Source organism: Novosphingobium sp. GV079 (assembly GCF_003058045.1).
Taxonomy (GTDB): Bacteria; Pseudomonadota; Alphaproteobacteria; order Sphingomonadales; family Sphingomonadaceae; genus Novosphingobium; species Novosphingobium capsulatum.
Map to the genome: position 1 here is coordinate 258,407 of NZ_QBUE01000002.1, position 18,964 is coordinate 277,370.

An 18,964-nucleotide genomic window follows, 5' to 3' on the forward strand; every position below is an offset into this window, starting at 1 on the left:
CGCCGGCCTTCTTGTATGCGATGAACATCTGCGCGGCGCGGAACGCCCCGTTTAGATCGTGCCGATCGCCCCCAGAATGTTGCGCATCATCGCCAGCCCATCGTCGGTCAGGCGCACATAGCGCCGGCGCAGATCGCCCGTGTCGGCCTGGCGGTAGAGCAGCCCTTCGCGTTCGAGCCGCGCGATCCAGCGCAGAATCGTGGTGGAGGGTACGCCGGCTTCCAGGCACACGCTCGACACCTGCAATTCGGTGCCGCGCTTGTGGGCGATATAGAGATCCAGCAGGATGTCCCACGCCGGTTCGCCAAACAGGCCCTTCACCGGTGTCACCCCGTCGCGACGCCGGCGCAATGCATACAAGGCCTTGGCAATGCGGAAGGATTCCGCTTCGGCATCGACTAGGGCATCCAACGGAACGCGACCTCCCACAACTGGAGCAGTTTTGCTGCCTAAGGGAACTGCAGGCGCGAATGGCTTGGTCGTCACAGTGGTTCCCGTTACTTTCGCGAGGCCTTCGATCGGACACAATGCCCAAACCGCTGGACAGCTTCAGGTTAACCGCACCTTGCAATAGCCCCATATCGACAATATTTCGCGAGAATTATCAACGATTTCGGTCCACATCGGACCAAAACCTACCAGAATTTACATTTGCGCCCGCTTTCCCAAGGGTTCCTGCCGAGCCGGCTTGCAGCCAGCGACACGTTCTTGCATGACGTCCCTATCATGGTTTTGTTCCGTTCCGAGCCCCATCCCGACAGTGCCGATCTCAAGCGTATCGGTAACCAGGTGCGCACGCGCCTCGATGCCGATCCGGCCGCCTATCGCATCCCGGTCGAGGATTTCGAGATCTATGCCGTGGGCGAATTCTTCACCCGGCCCGAGTGCGAGCGGCTGATCGGCGTGGTCGATGCCGTGGCCCGCCCATCAGACACCTACAGCACCGATGGCGGACGCACGAGCTATAGCGGCGACGTCAATCCCCACGATCCGTTCATCCGCATGCTGCAGCGGCGGATCGACGATCTCATGGGGCTGGACCCTGCCTTTGGCGAAACCATCCAGGGCCAGCGCTATCAACCCGGCCAGGAATTCAAGGCGCATTTCGATCATTTCCGCCCGTCAGACCCGATGTGGACCGAAGAAATGCGCAACGGCGGCCAGCGCAGCTGGACGGCTATGGCCTATCTCAACACCGTGGAAGAAGGCGGCTCGACCGACTTTCCCAAGGTCAACCTGTCGGTTCCGCCCCAGCCCGGCGCGCTGCTGATCTGGAACAACATGAACCGCGACGGGCGGCCCAATCCCAAGAGCATGCATGCCGGGCGGCCGGTGATCCGCGGCGTCAAATACGTGCTAACCAAGTGGTATCGGTCCCGCCCGTGGAATTGAGGCCTGGCACCAGGCTGGTGCGCGCCTTCCTCCTTTCCCTGCTGGCGGCATCGGCCCTGGCCACCCACCCGGCCGGGGCGCAGGCCCTGCCCGCCACCGCCACAACAACCACACCCGATCAACGCCAGCGGAGCGATGCGGCACTGGCCGTGTTCCTGGCGCAGGATGACGCCGCCCGCCGCGCGCTCGATCCGCTCGACACCCTGGAACGGGGCGAGCCACTGACGGCCGAGCAGTTCCGCCTGATCTTCGATCCGGCGCTGACCACGATGCAGCGCGCGCGCAATGCCGCCGCGCGCGATGCCCTGGCGCGGATCAACCCCGACACGCTCGATCCGGCGCAGCGCATTTCGGCCAAGGCCTATGCCGCCGTACTCAATGACGAGCAGGTGATGCTCAGTCCCCCGGTAGCCGACATGCTGGCAATGATGCCGCTCAATCCTGTCGGCGGATTGCAGGTGGAATATCCCGGCCTCGCCTCAGCCGGCGGGCCGATGGAGCTTGCTACCGGCGCAGACCATGCCGCCAACCTTGCGCGCGATCGTGCCTTGCCGGCGGTATTCGATGCGGCCATCGCCCGCTATCGCGAAGGGCTGGCGCGCGGCGTGACCAGCCCGCGCCCGGTGGTGGAAACCCTGATCGGCCAGATCGACGCGCTGTTGGCACGCCCGCCCGAGCATTCCCTGTTCATGACCCCGGCGCAGCAGGCACAAGGCCTGAACGGCAAGTCTGCCATGGTTGCGCGCCGCCGCCTGCTGGCGGAATATCGCGCCGCCACGGTCGAGGCAGTCTATCCCGCCTATCGCACCCTGCGCGCGTTCCTTGCCAACGAATATCTGCCCGCCACGCGCGAGAGCGTCGGCCTCGATGCCCTGCCCGGCGGCGCGGCGCTCTATCGTGCGCTCTTGCACCACCACACCACGCTCGATCTCGATCCCGCGCAGGTCCACACCCTGGGCCTCGCCGAAGTGGCGCGCATCCAGGCCGAGATGGACGTGGTCAAGACCCAGCTTGGCTTTACCGGCTCGCTCCATGCGTTCTTCGACGAAATCCGCGTCGATCCGCGCTATCACCCGCGCAAGACCGAGGATCTGGCCGCGGGCTATCGCCGCGTGGCGCAAGTCGTGGCAGCGCAGGCCCCCCGCTTTTTCATCACTATGCCGCGCACGCCGCTGCTGATCATGCCACACCCAGCCTATCGCGCGCGGTTCGAAGCGGGCGGCAGCTATAGCCCCGGCACCGCCGATGGCAGCCGGCCGGGCGTGTTCTATTTCAACACCTTCGATCTCAAGAGCCGGTTCCTGACCGGGATCGCGACGCTCTATCTGCACGAAGGCGCGCCGGGCCACCATTTCCAGATCAGCCTAGCCCAGGAAAACCCGCGCCTCCCCGATTTCCAGCGCTATGGCGGCAACACCGCCTATGTCGAAGGCTGGGCGCTCTACGCCGAAACCCTGGGCTATGCGATGGGGCTGTATGATGATCCCATGCAGCACTGGGGCACGCTGGATGACGAGATGCTGCGTGCCATGCGGCTGGTCGTCGACACCGGGCTGCACAGCCAGGGCTGGAGCCGCGCCCAGGCGCTGGACTACATGCTCGCCAATTCCGGGATGGGCCGCAGCGATGCGCAGGCCGAAGTCGATCGCTATATCGCCGATCCCGGCCAGGCCGTGGCCTACAAGATCGGCGCCCTGACCATCCAGCGCCTGCGCGGCGAAGCCGAACGCCGCCTGGGCCCACGCTTCGACTTGCGCGCCTTCCATGCCCAAGTGCTGGGCAGCGGCGCGCTGCCGCTGCCGGTGCTGGAAGACAAGATCCACGATTGGATCGAGGAACAGGCGGCGCGGTAGTTGGCTAAGAAGAAGCTGGACCCCGGATCAAGTCCGGGGTGACGAAGACTGTGAGGTATTTTAAACACCTCAAATCAAATACCTAACGTCACCCCGGACTTGATCCGGGGTCCAGCTTTATCCCTCAATACCCCGCCCGAACCAGGCGCGCGTGATTCTCAGAATGATTGCACACGAAGCCACGAAGCCACGAAGAAGCCCCTTCTCTTCGTGTCTTCGTGGCTTTGTGTGGAAATTTGGAAAAAGAGCGGCCCCGACGATAGGGCGCATCAGTTCCAAAAGCGTGACGCCTCGCGAAGTGGACTGAAACGTCCGAGATTGGTGGATCGCTGTTCCTCGCTGCTATCGACCGATGGCGTAAAGTTGGCTTAACATCGTGGCGACGTCGCTATCTCGATCCGGATTACTGGGAAGCCCAATTCGATCGCAGACTATAGCTGTCAAATGATTGGCGATTTCGTCGGTCGGCGCATCGGTTTCGAGCAGCTTCAGCACTTGAAGCGCGTACATGTCGTATTCGTCGGAGGCTCCCTCGATACCGCGCACGCCGATCGGATCCCAAGCCCAGTGCAAAATGATTTGGATCATTTGAAGGTCTGCGATGCTGCTCATTGCGCGTTTCTGCGCCACGTATCGAACATCTGCAACTGGGCGAGCCCAGCCCTCACCCGTGCGGCTGCGGCCCCAGTGCCGGATCGAGATCGCGTGGCCGCGTCAGGTCAACCAGCCGCGCGCAGTTCGCGTCCACATCCGCCCAGCGCGCCACGTCCAATTCCAACACGGCGAAAGTGGCGGTAGGGAACTTGGCCTCCACCACATCGCGCAAGGGGCTTGATCCATCATCGGGCACCAGATCGAAGATTAGGTCTTCCAGGCCCGGATTGTGGCCGATCATCAGCACGCTGCCCGGATCGCCGGGCAATTCGCGCAGCAAGTCCATCAGCGTGGCCGAACTTGCGAGGTAGATGCGGCGGTCCCATTCCACCGGAAACACGCGGTTCCACGCCTTGCTGGCCCATTCGATGGTCTCGGCCACGCGCACCGCCGGCGAAGCGATCACGCGGTCGAAGCGGCGGCCGCTGTCGCGCACATGCTCACCCATGGCGAGCGCGCCGCGCTGGCCGCGTTCGTTGAGCGGGCGGTCGAAATCGCGGGCGCGGGCATCGCTCCAGTCAGACTTGGCATGGCGGAACAGGGCGAGCGTCTTCACGGCGAACTTTCGACTTTCGATGCCAACACCGCCTCATCAACACGCCCGGCGATGGATTGTAAAGCCTGCTCCAGGCTCACCCGGCGCACTGGCGTGCCTTCGGGGAAGGCCGAGAGCAGGCGCGACGGGAAGGCCGAGGAGAGGACCACGAAATGGCCCTTGTCGTCGGCCGAGCGGATCAGGCGGCCGAATGCCTGCGCCAAGCGCGCGCGGATGATGCGGTCATCGTGCCCCTGCGCGCCGCCTTCCTCACGCGGCGCGGCCATGCGCCGGGCGCGGTGCAGGATCGATGGCTTGGGCCAGGGCACCTGCTCCATCACCACCAGGCGCAGCGATTGGCCCGGCACATCGACCCCATCACGCAGCGCGTCGGTGCCGAGCAGCGAGGCGCGCGGATCGTCGCGGAAAATATCCACCAGCGTGCCGGTATCGATCGGATCGACATGCTGGGCATAGAGCGGCAGCCCAGCCCGGGCCAGGCGATCGGCAATGCGCCCATGCACCGCGCGCAAGCGGCGGATCGCGGTGAACAGGCCGAGCACGCCGCCGCCGCTCGCCTCGATCAGGCGGGCATAGGCGCCCGCCAGCGCGGCAATATCGCCACGTGGTACATCGGTGACGATCAGAACCTGCGCCTGGTTGGGATAGTCGAACGGGCTCTTGGCGGCGAAGAGTTCGGGCTGCACCTCCAGCCGCGCCGCGCCGCTGCGGGTGATCGCCCCGCTCCAGTCGCCGCCATCGGTGAGCGTGGCCGAGGTCATCAGCACGCCATGGGCCGGCGCCAGCACGACTTCGGCAAAGGGCTTCATCGGATCGAGATGGTGGCGGTGCAGGCCCATGTCCCATTCCCGGCCATCAGACCGATCCAGCGCCAGCCAGTCCACATAATCGGGATCGGCCGGCCCGCCCAGCCGCCCGAGCAGCGCGATCCAACCCGCGAGCAGGTCGGTGCGCCACTGGATGGCACTGCGCGCGCCCTCGATCCGCGCGCGGGCCTGGCCGTCGAGCCAGTCGGGCCCTTCCTCCACGATCGCTTCCAGGCGCAGGGTCAGGCGCAGCAGCGGCTGGCGCAGATCTTCCAGCGCTTCGAGCGCGCCCGCGGCGGCTTCCAGCATCGGGCCATCGAGCTGCGCCGCTTCGGTTTCCAGGCCATAGCCGGCCTCGGTGCCGCCGCTTTCATCGCGGGCGAGCACTGTGGCGCGTACGGCGGCCAGCAGACGCTCCACCGGGCCATCGGGCGTGCCTTCGCCAATCCGCGCCAGCCAGCCGTCACCGGGCAAAAGCTCAGCGGCCTCGCGCGCCTGGGTGATCGCCGTGGCGCCACCTTCGTCATAGCTGGCGACATCGGCCAGCCGCGCCGAAAGCCCGCGCCGCCGCCCGCGTGACTTGCCTTCAGGGCCGATCACCCAGCGGCGCAGCTCGATCGCCTCGGCCCCGGTCAGCGCCGCGCCAAACGTGCTGTCGGCCGCATCGAACACGTGGTGTCCTTCGTCGAACACGATGCGCGTGGGGCGCTGCGCCACATCGCGGCCGCGCGCGGCGTTGACCATGACCAGCGCGTGGTTGGCCACCACCAGCTCTGCCTCGGCACTGGCGCGCGCGGCGCGTTCGATGAAGCATTTGCGATAATGCGGGCAGCCGGCATAGACGCATTCGCCGCGCTGGTCGGTCAGGGCGGCGATGCCCCGCTTACGAAACAGCGTGCCCAGCCAGCCGGGCAAATCGCCGCCGATCATGTCGCCATCCTGGCTATAGGCCGCCCAGCGCGCCACGAGATGCGCGAGGATCGCCGGCCGCCCAGTAAAGCCGCCCTGCAAGGCGTCTTCCAGGTTGAGCAGGCACAGATAGTTTTCGCGCCCCTTGCGCACCACCACCGGCGGCGGCGCCTTGCTGCCCGGCGGCGGCATGGCAAAGGCACGCGCACTTTCGCGGCGCAGCTGCCGTTGCAGCGCCTTGGTATAGGTGGAAACCCAGACCGTGCCGCCCGATTGCTGCGTCCACAGCGATGCCGGCGCCAGATAGCCCAGCGTCTTGCCCGTGCCGGTGCCGGCCTGGGCCAGTACCACGTGCGGCTGCCGCGCGCCCCGGCGCGGCGCAAACATCTGCGCCGCCTCGCGCGCAAAGGCGCGCTGGCCTGGCCGGTCTTCCGCCCCGGCGCCGGTCAGCGTGGCGAGCCGCGTCTCCACCGCCTGCGGATCGAGCACGACTTGCGCCGGCTGCGGCCGCTCGCCCGCCTCGTCCCATTCCGGCAGGCGCGAAAACAGCCAGCGCTCGGCGCGTTCGGGCCGCGCTATCTGCCCGGTAAGCAGCGTGGCCCAGGGCCAGCGCAGCTTGATCATGGATTGCAGCGCGCTCCACGCCCCTTCCCGCTCTGGCCAATCGGCCGCAGCAGTGGTCGCCAGCAAGGCCTGCGCCGTCTGCTGCAACAGCAGCGGGACATCGGCGTCTCCGGCCGGCTGCGGCAGGCCCAGCGCATTGGCCAGCCCCTTGGGCGTGGGCACCACGAATCGCGCAGGATGGACGAAGGCGTAGAGCTCGAGCAGATCGAGGCCCGACAGATCGGGATAGCCCAGCCGGCTTGCCACCAGCGGCGCATTGAGCATCAGCAGCGGCGTATCGGCCGCCGCCACGATCGCCTCACCCTTGCCCACCGTGCGGGTGGAGGGGAACAGATCAACCCCGCGCAGCCAGCAGCCGCTGTGGCTGGCATGGACTGCGGGCAGATCGAGCGCCGGCGGGGCGGAATTGCCCGGGTCTGGAGCAGCAGGGACAGCCATGCCCGAACCTGTGAACGAAAATGGAACGAGGGGCAAGCATACACCCGTGCCCCACCCCCTCCACTTAAACAATCCGCGCCGGCGCCGTTTTTGCTGGCGAACCGGATGGGAACCGCCGGATCGTCACTCAACCCATAGTGGAGAATGGGAAAATGGCAGTCATCAACACCAATATCGCGGCGCTTCGTGCCGCCAACGCCTCTATCACCGCGTCGCAACAGACCGGCGTTGCGATGCAGCGCCTGTCGACCGGCAAGCGCATCAACAGCGCCAAGGACGATGCCGCGGGCCTGGCCATCACCACCACCATGACCGCGCAGATCCAGGGCATGCAGCAGGGCGTGCGCAACGCCAACGACGGCATCTCGATGGCGCAGACCGCCGATGGCGCGCTCAACGAAGTGACGGCGATGCTCCAGCGCATCCGCGAACTGGCGGTCCAGTCCAAGTCGGCCACCTACCAGGATTCCGATCGCACCGCGATGCAGTCGGAAGTGGGCAACCTCACCGCCCAGATTTCAGACGTGCTCAACAACACCCTGTTCAACGGCAACAACGTGTTCAAGGTGATGACCAGCACGCCCGCCACCGATGGTAGCGACGATCTCACGCTCGATATCCAGGCCGGCGCCAACACCACCAACGTGGTCACGCTGCGCTCCAAGGCGTTCGACGGCCAGATCCTGTTCGGCTCGGGCGCATCGACCTATGATGCTACGTCCACCACCCAGGCACTGGACGTGAGCGATTCAGCCAAGGCTTCGACCACGATGGACAACATCGACTCCGCCCTGGCGCAGGTGACGGCCGTACGTGCCGAATTCGGTGCCGGCCAGAACCGCCTGCAATCGGTGGTCAACAACCTGACCGACAACGTCACCAACCTGTCCGATGCGCGCAGCCGCATTCTGGATACCGATTATTCTGCTGAAACCACCGCCATGGCCAAGGCGCAGATCCTCGCCCAGGCATCGACCGCGATGATCTCGCAGGCCAACCAGAACCAGCAGAATGTCCTGACGCTCCTGAAGTAAGTCCCCCATCCACACCCGCTTCGGGAGCCTCCACGGAAATGCGGTACAGCCCACCCCCGGGCTGTGCCGCATTTTCGCATGGAACCGCCGCATCAACCGCCCCAAATGCCTTGCCTTCGCGCGCGGCAGGCGCGAAAGGGCGGGAACCATGACCCAAACCGAACTCACCACCGCCGCCCAAGTGTCGAAGTCCTGGCCGTTCGAGGAAGCGCGCAAGCTGGTCAAGCGCTATCCCGGCGGGAAACGCGACGGCGCGGGCGAGCTGGTGCCGGTGCTGTTCGAAACCGGCTATGGCCCCTCGGGCCTGCCGCATATCGGCACGTTCCAGGAAGTGTTGCGCACCACGCTGGTGCGCCGCGCCTATGAAGTGCTGACCGGTGGCCACCCCACGCGCCTGGTCGCCTTTTCCGACGACATGGATGGGCTGCGCAAGGTGCCCGACAACGTGCCCAACAAGGACCTCCTCACCGCGCACCTGCAGGAGCCGTTGAGCCGCATCCCCGATCCGTTCGGCAAGTACGAAAGCTTTGCCCACCACAACAACGCGATGCTGCGCGAATTCCTCGATCGCTTCAGCTTCGACTATGAATTCGTCTCTGGCGCCGAACGCTACAATTCGGGCGCTTTCGACGAAGCGCTCAAGAACGTGCTGCGCCATTTCGACGCGATCATGGGCATCATGCTGCCCACCCTGCGCGAGGAACGCCGCAAGACCTATTCGCCGGTCCTGCCGATCTCGCCCAGCAATGGCCAGGTGCTCCAGGTGCCGGTGGAAGTAGTCGACGCGGAAAGCGGCATGATCCGCTTTACCGACGTGACCGGCGAGGTGGTCGAGCAATCGATCCTGGGCGGCAAGTCCAAGCTACAGTGGAAGGTCGATTGGGCGATGCGCTGGGTGGCGCTGGGCGTCGATTACGAGATGTGCGGCAAGGACCTGACCGACAGCGTGACGCAATCGGGCCGCATCGCCCAGGTGCTCGGCGGCCGCCGCCCCGAAGGCCTGATCTACGAACTGTTCCTGGACGAGAAGGGCGAAAAGATCTCGAAGTCCAAGGGCAATGGCCTGACCATCGAGCAATGGCTCGATTACGGCAGCGAGGAATCCCTCGGCTTTTACTTGTTCCGCGAACCCAAGAGCGCAAAGTCGCTGCACGTGGGCATCATCCCCCGCGCGGTCGATGAATACTGGCAGTTCCGCGAAAAGCTGCCCAGCCAGCCGGTGGAGCAGCAACTGGGCAACCCGGTGTGGCACCTGCTGCGCACCAATGGCGAACAATCTGGCGCGGGCGACAAGCTGCCGGTGACTTATGGCCTGCTGCTCAACCTCGTCGGCGTGCTGGGCGCCCACGCGACGCGCGAACAGGTGTGGTCATACCTTGCCAACTATGTCGACAATGCCGATCCGGCCGCCCATCCCGCGCTCGACGCGCTGGTGACGCGGGCGCTGGCCTACAACCGGGATTTCATCGCGCCCACGCTGGTGCGGCGCAAGCCCGAGGCTGGCGAGGCAGCGGCGCTGGCCGCCCTCGACGAAGAACTCGCTGCGACCAGCGACGATGCCACGGCCGAGGAATTGCAGAACATCGTCTATGAAATCGGCAAGGACCCGCACTACGGCTTCGAAACCCTGCGTGACTGGTTCAAGGCGCTGTATGAGACGCTGCTGGGCTCTGCCCAGGGCCCGCGCATGGGCAGCTTCATCGCGCTGTATGGTGTAGGCAATACGCGCAAGTTGATTGCTGAGGCGCTCGAAGCTTGAGCGACAGGCTGGCGTAACATCCCCTCCCCCTAACCCCCTCCCGCACACGGGAGGGGGAATTCACAAACTCCCCTCCCGTGTGCGGGAGGGGTTGGGGGAGGGAATGTTCAGCGGCCAGATTACGGCATCAGCACGGCATTGATCACGTGCACCACGCCGTTGGACTGCGGCACATCGGCGATCGTCACCGTGGCCTTGCCGCCCTTGGCGTCGGTCAGCACGACATTGCTGCCATCGAGCATGGCGGTCAGGGGTTCGCCTTCCACCGTGGTCAGCGTGGCAGTGCCGCCGCCGGCCTTGATCTTGGCGATCAGGTCAGCCGCCGTCACCTTCCCGGCCACCACGTGGTAGGTCAGGATCTGGGTCAGCTGCGCCTTGTTTTCAGGCTTGAGCAGCGTGTCCACGGTGCCTGCCGGCAGCGCGGCAAAGGCTTCGTTGGTCGGCGCGAACACGGTGAACGGGCCCTTGCCGTTCAGCGTGTCGACCAGGCCGGCAGCCTTGACGGCGGCGACCAGCGTGGTGTGATCGGACGACTTCGACGCGTTTTCGACGATCGTCTTGGTGCCAACCATCGCGGCGCCACCTACCATCTTCGACGCGGCGGCCTGGGCGGCGGGGGTGAGCGCAAGCGCCAGGCCGGCAGCGGCCAGCGACGCATAGAACTTGCCTTTCAGCATGGGAAACTCTCCACTCGGCATCATTGCCGCCGTTCGAACCAGATCAAACAGGCAGAGTTCCAGCACGTGCCCCTGCCCACAAGGGCAACGCGGCGCAAACAAATGAAACGAAGCGGATTTTTAGGGAAAGGCCGCCTTTCCCTTTTGGGCGAAGCACGGCAGGCGGCACGGACGCAGCAGTTGCCCGGCCGGGTCAATCGTCTTCGAGCGCCGCCACCAGACCGCTGCGAATCTGTTCCAGATGCACGCGCAGCCGCGCCACCGCGGCAACCAGCTCGGTTTCCAACGCGGCGCTGGCCTTGCCCATGGGCGCGGTTTCCCGATCCGCTGCCAGCGGTGCAGAGACCGGGCCCTGGTCGGCCTTGTCCAACGCCACAGGCGCGTTGACGCGCAGGTCACCGTCCAGTGCCTGGCGGGCGCCGCGAATGGTATAGCCTTCGTGATTGAGCAGGCGGTCGATCGTGGCCACGAGCGCCACGTCTTCGGCCCGGTAATAGCGCCGGTTACCGGCGCGCGTCAGCGGGCGCAGCATCGGAAACTGCTCTTCCCAATAGCGCAGGACATGCGGCTTCACGCCCAGGAGCCGGGCCACCTCTCCGATCGTGCGCAAGGCATCGGGCGCCTTGCCATCATCAATCACACTTTCGGGAGAAACGAGATGGCCCTTATCCGTCATGTATCCATTCTATCAGGAACCGTCGCTGATGCGATCCTTCAGCATCTGGCTGGCGCGGAAGGTGAGCACGCGCCGTGGCGTGATCGGCACTTCCACCCCGGTCTTGGGGTTACGCCCGATGCGTTCGGCCTTGTCCCGCAACAGGAACGTACCGAAACCGGAAATCTTAACATTCTCGCCTTCGGACAGTGCACCACTCATGTGCTGCAATATGGCCTCGACCATTTCGAGCGAATCCGCCCGTGAAAGACCGACCCGACGATTGATGCTCTCGGCCAGATCGGCCCGTGTCAGCGTACCAACAGAACGCATGGTTGTTTTACCCCCCGGTAAAAAAATCCCTTCCCGTCCCATACAATAGCGCGTTTTGCAGGACAGGCAATGCACTCCATTCCGTCAAAGCCCTGATGGATTTTCTGCGCAGCAAAAATCCAGCGATGATCGGACTGTTTCAGATCGTTTCAGGCATCCCCATGCTCCAAAACGGTCGTGAAATCACTTGGCACCACAGTGGCGCGAATCACATGCGGACGATGCACGCCCCCCAGGTAAACCCGCCGCCCATCGCTTCGAACACCACCAGGTGCCCCTTGGTGATGCGCCCGTCGCGCACGGCGGTGTCAAACGCCAGCGGCACCGAGGCGGCGCTGGTATTGGCGTGCTGGTCCACCGTCACCACCACCTTTTCGGCCGGCAACCCCAGCTTGCGCGCGGTGGCATCGAGGATGCGGTAATTGGCCTGATGCGGCACCACCCAATCGATATCGGCAGAAACATGGCCGGTGTCGGCCAGCACTTCTTCCAGCACGGCGGCCAGGTTGGTGACGGCGTGGCGGAACACCTCGCGTCCCTTCATCCGCAGCTTGCCCACCGTGCCCGTGGTCGAGGCACCGCCATCGACATAGAGCAGCTGGTTGTGGGCGCCATCGGCATGCAGGCGGGTGGCCAGGACGCCGGGCGCGGCCGCATCGGCAGGATCAACCTCGCGCGCTTCCAGCACCATGGCGCCAGCGCCATCGCCGAACAGCACGCAGGTGGTGCGGTCTTCCCAATCGAGAATGCGGCTGAACGTTTCCGCGCCAATCACCAGGGCGCGGCGCGCCATGCCGGTGCGCAGCATGGCATCGGCCGTACCCATCGCATAGAGAAAGCCCGAGCAGACCGCCGCGACATCGAATGCCATGCCGCCATTGCAGCCCAGCGCCTGCTGGACGATCGTCGCCGTGGCGGGAAAGGTCTGATCCGGCGTGGCCGTGGCCAGCACGATCAGGTCGATGCTGGTCGCCTCGATCCCCGCTGCCTCGATCGCGCGGCGGGCGGCGAGGATGGCGAGCGAGGACGTGGTTTCGCCCTCCCCCGCGATATAGCGATTGCGAATGCCCGTGCGCTCCACGATCCATTCGTCGGTGGTATCCACCATCTGCGCCATTTCAGCATTGGAAACGGCACGTTGCGGCAGAGCGGAACCGCTGCCGGTAATAACCGAGCGCAGAGTCACAGCGCGGTTTCACCTTCCGTGTTGGCCGCACGGCGCCGGGCCGGCTGGCGAATCGTATCGGGATCGACCGCAGCCACGTCGGCCGCGATACGCTCGATCAGGTTTTCCTCCAGGAGGCGCGCGGTCACGGCGACGGCATTGGCCACCCCCATGGCCGATGCGCTGCCATGGCTTTTCACCACCACGCCATTAAGGCCGAGGAACACCGCCCCATTGTGGTTATTGGGATCGAGATGATGCTTGAGCGTTTCGGTCGCCGGACGCGAGATCAGGAAGCCCAGCTTGGAGCGCAGCGACGAGGCGAAGCTGCGACGCAGCAGATCGCCCACGAAGCGGGCGGCGCCTTCCATCGCTTTCAACGCGATATTGCCGGAGAACCCATCGGTGACGACCACGTCGAAATCGCCGCGCGAGACCTTGTCCGCCTCGGCAAAGCCATCGAACGTCAGCGCGAGCGAGGCAGCGGCCTGCTTGAGCAGGGCGGCGGCATCGCGCAAGTTTTCGGTGCCCTTGGTTTCTTCGGTGCCGATGTTGAGCAGGCGCACGCGCGGACTATCGAGCCCGTGGACAATGCGCGCATAGGCTGCGCCCATGATGGCGAACTGGAACAGATTGCGGGCATCGCAATCGGTGTTCGCGCCCAGGTCGAGCATGATGACATCGTGCGTGCCCAGCGTGGGCAGGAGGGCAGCCAGTGCCGGGCGATCGATGCCAGGCATGGTGCGCAGCGCCAGCTTGGCCATGGCCATAAGCGCGCCGGTATTGCCGCTGCTCACCGCAGCGCCAGCCTCGCCACGCTTCACCGCATCGATGGCCAATCCCATCGACGTGGTGCGTGCGCGGCGCAGGGCTTGGGTGGGCCGTTCATCGCCGGCCACCGCTTCGGGCGCGTGGAGGATTTCCGACGCGCTGCGAAGGTTGGGATGATGGTCAAGGGCTTGAGCGATCTTCACCTCGTCCCCGACCAGCAGGAACTTGAAGCGATCGTGACGCCGACGCGCAAGCGCGGCGCCTTCGATCATCACGCGCACGCCTTCGTCGCCGCCCATCGCATCGACGGCGATTCTGGGCAGGCTCATGATCCGATCATCCCTCCGTCAGATCGGCTCAGGCGCCGACGGCGATGATTTCGCGACCGTTGTAGTGACCGCAAGCGTTGCACAGCATGTGCGGGCGCTTGAGTTCACCGCAGTTCGAGCATTCGTGGAATGCTTCTGCCTTCAGCGCATCGTGGCTGCGGCGCATGCCCCGGCGGGACGGGGAGGTCTTTCTTTTTGGGACGGCCATTTCGGCACCTGTTCCTGAAAATTACAACGATTGCGGGCGCGATAGGGAAAACCGTGCCACCGCACAACCCCGCATCTCACGACGAAGGGTTCATACGGCTTCCGTTCTGGATTAGAGCGGGTGGACCGGCATCGCCTATCACGGGCGAAGGCCGCGCCTATACGGATTTTCTGGTGCTTTGCAAGCATGGCCTCGTCGCAAAGGCGGCATTCGGCCCATGCACCGGCGCAGAAAACCTGGGCAGAACATGCGAGAGGGGAAAATACACGATGCCGATCATCCTGCCCATCACCCTGGTTTCGGCCGGGGCTGCGGCGATTCTCAATTTCTGGCTGATGGTGCGCATCGGCATGGTGCGGCGCGAGGCCAAGATCGCACTGGGCGATGGCGGCCATCCACCGCTGGTCGCGCGCATGCGGGCCCAGGCCAACTTCATCGAAAGCGCCCCGATCGTGCTGGTCCTGTCGGGCCTGGTGGAACTGGCGCGACCGGGCAGCCCGTGGCTGCTCGGCGTCATGGGCATCTATATGCTGGGCCGCGTTGCCCATGGCGTGGGCATGGATGGCAAGCAGCCCTCGCGCCTGCGCATGATCGGCGCGCTGACCACGATTCTCGCGCTGCTTGGCCTTGCCGTCTGGGCGATTTCCATCGCGGCCGACGCCTGAAAAACCTGCGGGCCTGATTCGCTACGAATCAGGCCCGCCTCGTTCAGGCGAGCGCGGCATCCCCCACCCAGGGGTTGCTCGCGCGTTCATGGCCAAATGTGCTGCGCGGGCCGTGGCCGGGATTGAACATCACGTCGTCGCCCAGCGGCCACAGCCGCCCGGTGATCGAGGCGACCAGATCGTCAAAGTTGCCGAGCGGGAAATCCCAGCGGCCGATGCCGCCCTGGAACAGCACATCGCCCACCACGGCAAAGCGCGAGGGCTCGTGGAAAAACACCACGTGGCCAGGCGTGTGCCCCGGGCAATGCAGCACATCGAGCGTCAGATTGCCCACCGTGACCGTATCGCCCTGGTCGAGCCAGCGGGTCGGCGTGAAGATTTCCGCCGGCACGCCCCAGCGCCCGCTATCCTCGGCCAGCTTGGCAATCCAGAACAGGTCCGCCTCGTGCGGCCCTTCGATCGGCACGCCAAGGTCGCGCGCCAGCTGCGCCGCGCCGCCGCAGTGATCGAGGTGGCCATGGGTGATCAGCAGCTTTTCCACCGTCACGCCAGCCTTGGCCACCAGGGCCTTGATCCGGTCGAGATCGCCACCCGGATCGATCACTGCCGCCTTCATCGTGGCCGTGCACCACAACAGCGTGCAGTTCTGCTGCAACGGCGTAACAGGCAGGATCGCAACTTGCATGGGCGGCAGGGTGCTGGATGGGGTTTGGCTCATGCCCCTGAAATGGCCAGCGCGCCGGCAAATGGCAAGCCATTGGCGCGCCGCACCTTCAGATCTTGCCGCCCTTCCATACCACGCGGCCGACCACGTCCACATCGGCCATGCGGCGTTCCATGCGGGGATAGGCGGGGTTGTCGCTGATCACGCGGATCATGCCGGCGGCGCCCGCTTCCAATCGCTTGACCAGCAGCACGTCGTCCACGCGGATCACGTGGATGCCGGCGCGCAACGGGCGCGGGGTGCGGTCGACCAGGATTTCGTCGCTGTCGCGCAGCGTCGGCTCCATCGAATCGCCTTCCACCTCGATCACGCTGAGCATGGCCGGATCGAGGCCCTGCGCCTTGAGCCAGCGGCTGGAAAAGCGCAGCCGGCCGACCGGCACTTCATTAGCCGTCAGCGCCCCTGCCCCGGCCGAAGCGCCCAGCGCCAGGCGGGGAATGTCAGCCCATTCGGCCTGGGTTCGCGGCGTGGAAAGACCGACGCCATCCTGGCGCAGCGCCGCGGGCACATGCACCGCCGGATCGGGCGCACCCAGTTCCGCCTCGTCCACGCCAAAGAACCGCGCCAAGGTGCCGCGATCGATCTCTTCCAGCTTGCGCGGCGAACCCTTGCGCACGAATTGCTGGAGATAGCTGGCATTGCGCCCGATCAGCCCGGACAGCGCCGAGAGCGAAACCCCCCGCGCGGCAGCCAGTTCGACCAGCCGCGCCCGCGCCGGATCGAGCGGTTCACCGCCACCTTTGCCTATCGCGCCAGCGCTTTCGACAGATTCCAGAGACTTCGCCATGGTGCGTCCAAACTCGAAGGATTTTTCCTAGACACTAGGCCTATCCAGCAGTTTATAGGATTTTTATCGGGATTTGTCCACAGGACTGCACCGGAATCCGAGGAAATTTCATGTCGCGATTCAACCCATGTCCTTAACCATCCAGACCAGCCGGCATGGCCGCGACAGTGGCAAAAGCGCCAAAGAACATTTCATGAACATATTGGGTTTTCAACACAAAGGATTGCTTCCCATGCTGCGCAATCACGATGCTTTCAGCCCCAGCAATGCCCCTCGCCCGCGCCGAGTCGCGCCAGGGCTGGCGCCCCGCGTGGTGCGCAGCGTGCTGGCACTGGCCGGACGCAGCGCGCAACTGATCGATCACCGCGAACGCCCCTGGGCCAGCGTCACGTTCTCGGGCGCGCGCCACACCGTGATCCTGCGCTACACCGGCTGGGAAGCGTGCGACGATGGCGAGGCGCTGATCGCCGCCCTGCCCGACCACGAATTCACCGTGCCCGGCGCCGTGGTGGCCGATGTTACCGTGGTGCGCACCGACGAGGCCGTGCTGCCGCAGCGCACGCTGGAGGTGGAGCTGGAACTGCTGCTGCTCGATCAGGGGTGATTGGTGTGGCGCGCGCGGGCTTCGACAGGCTCAGCCCGAACGGGGTGGAGACAAAGAATTTCCCCCCTCCTCTTCAGAGGAGGGGTTGGGGGTGGTGCTAAGCCTTGCGCCGGGCATCCACCACCCCCCGACCCCCTCCTCTGAAGAGGAGGGGGAGAAGAATTAGCCCAAGCGCCAGTCCCAGCCGAGCGGGTCGCCGTCCATCGCGTCCACGCCTTGGGCGGCGAGTTCGTCGCGCAGCGTGTCGCTGCGGGCAAAGTCCTTGGCGGCGCGGGCTTCGTGGCGGGCGGCGATGCGCTGGGCGATCTCGTCCTCGGTGATCGTGGCCGCCTTGGGGCGCAGGCGCAGGGCGGTGCGATCGAGCGTGAGCAGGTTGAGGCCCAGCACCGCGTCAAACGCGGCAATCGCCGCCAGCTTGAGCGCCGGGTCGATCTTCTTGAGCGCCACCGCCTCGTCCAGCACGGTGAGCGCCACGGCGGTGTTGAGATCATCGCTGATCGCGGCGTCGAAGCGCTCCACCAGCGGCGCCAGCTTGGCATGGCTGCGCCAGGCGCTGGTATCGACGCCTTCTTCCGCGCGCTCTTTGAGCTGGGCCACGGCCATGACCATGCGCTTCAATCGCGTCAGCGCCGCGCCCAGCCCTTCCCAGGAAAACTCCAGCTCGCTGCGATAGTGTGCCTGAAGGCACATCAGGCGATAGGCGAGCGGGTGATAGCCCCGGTCGATCAAGAGTTGCAGGCGCAGGAACTCGCCCGAGGACTTGCTCATCTTGCCCGAGCGTTCGACCAGGAAATTGTTGTGCATCCACATGCGCGCGCCCGAATTGGCCGGGTCGGCCAGGCTGCCGGCGCAGCAGAACGCCTGATTTTGCGCGATTTCGTTGGGATGGTGGATCTCGCGGTGGTCGATACCGCCGGTGTGGATATCGAACGGAAAGCCCAGCAGCTTGCCCGACATGACCGAGCATTCCAGGTGCCAGCCCGGCGCACCGCGGCCCCACGGGCTGTCCCACTCCATCTGGCGCGTCTCGCCCGGCGGGGTCTTGCGCCAGATCGCGAAGTCGGCCTGGTGGCGCTTGCCTTCCACCTGCTCGATCCGCCCCTCGCCCTCGTCGGTCGCGGCGCGGGCAAGCTTGCCATAATCGGCCACGGTCGAAACATCGAAATAGAGCCCGCCGGGCAATTCGTAGCAGTGCTTGTCGGCAATGCTTTGGGCAAATTCGATCATCGCCGGCACATAATCGGTGGCGATCGACCAGTGCGCCGGCTGGCGAATGCCCAGCGCGTCGATATCGGCCCAATAGGCCTGGGTATAATGGCGCGCGATATCCCAGATCGATTGCGCATTGGCCCGCGCGGCCTTTTCCAGCTTGTCTTCGCCGGCATCGGCATCGTCGGTCAGGTGGCCCACATCGGTAATGTTGATGACGTGGGTAAGCGCATAGCCCTTCCACGACAGCGTGCGGCCCAGCACATCGGCAAAGACATAGGCGCGCATGTTGCCGATGTGGGGATAGTTATAGACCGTCGGCCCGCAGGAATAGACCCGCGCTTCGCCAGGATGGACCGGCACGAACGGTTCGAGCGCGCGGGTAAGGCTGTTGAACAGCATGAGCGGGGCGGATTGATCGGTCATGCCGCGCGCTTTGCCTTGGTTCGCGCCTCAACGTCAATCCAGCTTCATCACCCTGCAGGCACCGGGTCTTTCCACTCTACATCGCGATCAGCGTTGAGCCATGCAGCTGCGCTAGAGCGGTTTGGCTCTTCAACAAGCGATAGCGTCGAGAATTCCATATCTTTAGGCAAAACAAACCACGTAGGATACCCGTGCGACGCAGGGCTTCCCAACGCATGATCCGCGTCTCCATTCCAACGAATCAATAAAGCGCGATTATTATCCCACACCCCCAAAGCGAGAGACCAATCCTGAGTCCATTTTATAATTTTAAAAAGAGAATTTAGGCGTGATTTTGGGGAGACAACTTTTCTGGGATCAATGCTCATCCAAAACCCTCCGCAAAG

The 18,964-nt window shown here is 65.0% G+C and carries 20 protein-coding genes; 6 read left to right on the forward strand and 14 right to left on the reverse strand.

All coding sequences use genetic code 11. The features are described from left to right. Positions 1-51: 51 nt before the first annotated feature. Positions 52-351: a PadR family transcriptional regulator gene (locus C8K14_RS03055; protein WP_231627728.1), complete on the reverse strand. Its 300-nt coding sequence runs from the start codon at positions 349-351 to the stop codon at positions 52-54. Between the two features lie 375 nt (positions 352-726). Here C8K14_RS03055 and C8K14_RS03060 point away from each other — a divergent pair, with 375 nt between their 5' ends. Together C8K14_RS03060 and C8K14_RS03065 are read left to right on the forward strand one after the other, a co-directional pair. Further along, positions 727-1,392, forward strand: a complete 666-nt coding sequence (locus tag C8K14_RS03060; RefSeq protein ID WP_107715755.1) for a 2OG-Fe(II) oxygenase — start codon at positions 727-729, stop codon at positions 1,390-1,392. Between the two features lie 17 nt (positions 1,393-1,409). Next, positions 1,410-3,245 (forward strand): DUF885 family protein, encoded by a 1,836-nt coding sequence (locus tag C8K14_RS03065; protein WP_166643327.1) that lies wholly within the window; start codon positions 1,410-1,412, stop codon positions 3,243-3,245. A gap of 342 nt (positions 3,246-3,587) precedes the next feature. Here C8K14_RS03065 and C8K14_RS03070 read toward each other — a convergent pair whose 3' ends face one another. From C8K14_RS03070 to C8K14_RS03080, 3 genes are read right to left on the reverse strand one after another with little or no spacing between them, the layout of a single operon-like run. Then, positions 3,588-3,857 (reverse strand): hypothetical protein, encoded by a 270-nt coding sequence (locus tag C8K14_RS03070; protein ID WP_054131991.1) that lies wholly within the window; start codon positions 3,855-3,857, stop codon positions 3,588-3,590. 52 nt (positions 3,858-3,909) lie between these two features. Continuing rightward, entirely contained in the window at positions 3,910-4,455 is a 546-nt protein-coding gene (locus C8K14_RS03075; RefSeq protein WP_107715653.1) for a histidine phosphatase family protein, read from the reverse strand. After that, a complete protein-coding gene (locus C8K14_RS03080; RefSeq protein ID WP_107715654.1) occupies positions 4,452-7,232 on the reverse strand; it encodes an ATP-dependent DNA helicase in 2,781 nt (926 codons plus the stop codon). Before C8K14_RS03080 ends, C8K14_RS03075 begins: the two co-directional genes overlap by 4 nt. Before the next feature lie 152 nt (positions 7,233-7,384). On the opposite strand from C8K14_RS03080, the gene C8K14_RS03085 reads away from it, so the two are divergent. Together C8K14_RS03085 and C8K14_RS03090 are read left to right on the forward strand one after the other, a co-directional pair. Beyond that, positions 7,385-8,266, forward strand: a complete 882-nt coding sequence (locus tag C8K14_RS03085; protein ID WP_054131988.1) for a flagellin — start codon at positions 7,385-7,387, stop codon at positions 8,264-8,266. Between the two features lie 148 nt (positions 8,267-8,414). Further along, positions 8,415-10,025, forward strand: a complete 1,611-nt coding sequence (locus C8K14_RS03090) for a lysine--tRNA ligase (RefSeq protein WP_107715655.1) — start codon at positions 8,415-8,417, stop codon at positions 10,023-10,025. A gap of 119 nt (positions 10,026-10,144) precedes the next feature. On the opposite strand, the gene C8K14_RS03095 is transcribed toward C8K14_RS03090, so the two are convergent. The 6 genes from C8K14_RS03095 to rpmF all read right to left on the reverse strand — a co-directional run bounded on the left by C8K14_RS03095 (position 10,145) and on the right by rpmF (position 14,163). After that, complete coding sequence (locus tag C8K14_RS03095; RefSeq protein WP_022676836.1) at positions 10,145-10,702, reverse strand: fasciclin domain-containing protein; 558 nt, start codon at positions 10,700-10,702, stop codon at positions 10,145-10,147. A 193-nt stretch (positions 10,703-10,895) separates the two neighbouring features. Next, on the reverse strand, positions 10,896-11,378 hold the full coding sequence (locus C8K14_RS03100; protein WP_199223675.1) for a MerR family transcriptional regulator: 483 nt from the start codon (positions 11,376-11,378) through the stop codon (positions 10,896-10,898). 12 nt (positions 11,379-11,390) lie between these two features. Then, complete coding sequence (locus tag C8K14_RS03105) at positions 11,391-11,690, reverse strand: integration host factor subunit alpha (RefSeq protein WP_022676834.1); 300 nt, start codon at positions 11,688-11,690, stop codon at positions 11,391-11,393. Between the two features lie 208 nt (positions 11,691-11,898). Further along, positions 11,899-12,876, reverse strand: coding sequence for a beta-ketoacyl-ACP synthase III (locus tag C8K14_RS03110; RefSeq protein ID WP_107715656.1), 978 nt, complete (start codon positions 12,874-12,876; stop codon positions 11,899-11,901). Further along, positions 12,873-13,955, reverse strand: a complete 1,083-nt coding sequence (gene plsX / locus C8K14_RS03115) for a phosphate acyltransferase PlsX (RefSeq protein ID WP_022676832.1) — start codon at positions 13,953-13,955, stop codon at positions 12,873-12,875. Before plsX ends, C8K14_RS03110 begins: the two co-directional genes overlap by 4 nt. A 28-nt stretch (positions 13,956-13,983) precedes the next feature. After that, positions 13,984-14,163, reverse strand: a complete 180-nt coding sequence (gene rpmF, locus C8K14_RS03120) for a 50S ribosomal protein L32 (protein ID WP_022676831.1) — start codon at positions 14,161-14,163, stop codon at positions 13,984-13,986. Between the two features lie 269 nt (positions 14,164-14,432). On the opposite strand from rpmF, the gene C8K14_RS03125 reads away from it, so the two are divergent. Continuing rightward, positions 14,433-14,828 (forward strand): MAPEG family protein, encoded by a 396-nt coding sequence (locus tag C8K14_RS03125; protein WP_054131984.1) that lies wholly within the window; start codon positions 14,433-14,435, stop codon positions 14,826-14,828. Positions 14,829-14,871: 43 nt separating this feature from the next. On the opposite strand, the gene C8K14_RS03130 is transcribed toward C8K14_RS03125, so the two are convergent. Further along, a complete protein-coding gene (locus C8K14_RS03130) occupies positions 14,872-15,546 on the reverse strand; it encodes an MBL fold metallo-hydrolase (protein ID WP_304593147.1) in 675 nt (224 codons plus the stop codon). Positions 15,547-15,601: 55 nt separating this feature from the next. Next, complete coding sequence (locus C8K14_RS03135; RefSeq protein ID WP_107715657.1) at positions 15,602-16,339, reverse strand: S24 family peptidase; 738 nt, start codon at positions 16,337-16,339, stop codon at positions 15,602-15,604. Between the two features lie 232 nt (positions 16,340-16,571). On the opposite strand from C8K14_RS03135, the gene C8K14_RS03140 reads away from it, so the two are divergent. Further along, entirely contained in the window at positions 16,572-16,943 is a 372-nt protein-coding gene (locus tag C8K14_RS03140; RefSeq protein ID WP_233250873.1) for a hypothetical protein, read from the forward strand. A 162-nt stretch (positions 16,944-17,105) separates the two neighbouring features. Here C8K14_RS03140 and cysS read toward each other — a convergent pair whose 3' ends face one another. Both cysS and C8K14_RS22325 read right to left on the reverse strand, forming a co-directional pair. Further along, positions 17,106-18,578: a cysteine--tRNA ligase gene (gene cysS / locus C8K14_RS03145; RefSeq protein WP_107715658.1), complete on the reverse strand. Its 1,473-nt coding sequence runs from the start codon at positions 18,576-18,578 to the stop codon at positions 17,106-17,108. A gap of 47 nt (positions 18,579-18,625) precedes the next feature. After that, positions 18,626-18,946, reverse strand: coding sequence for a hypothetical protein (locus C8K14_RS22325; protein ID WP_133726751.1), 321 nt, complete (start codon positions 18,944-18,946; stop codon positions 18,626-18,628). Between the last annotated feature and the right edge of the window lie 18 nt (positions 18,947-18,964).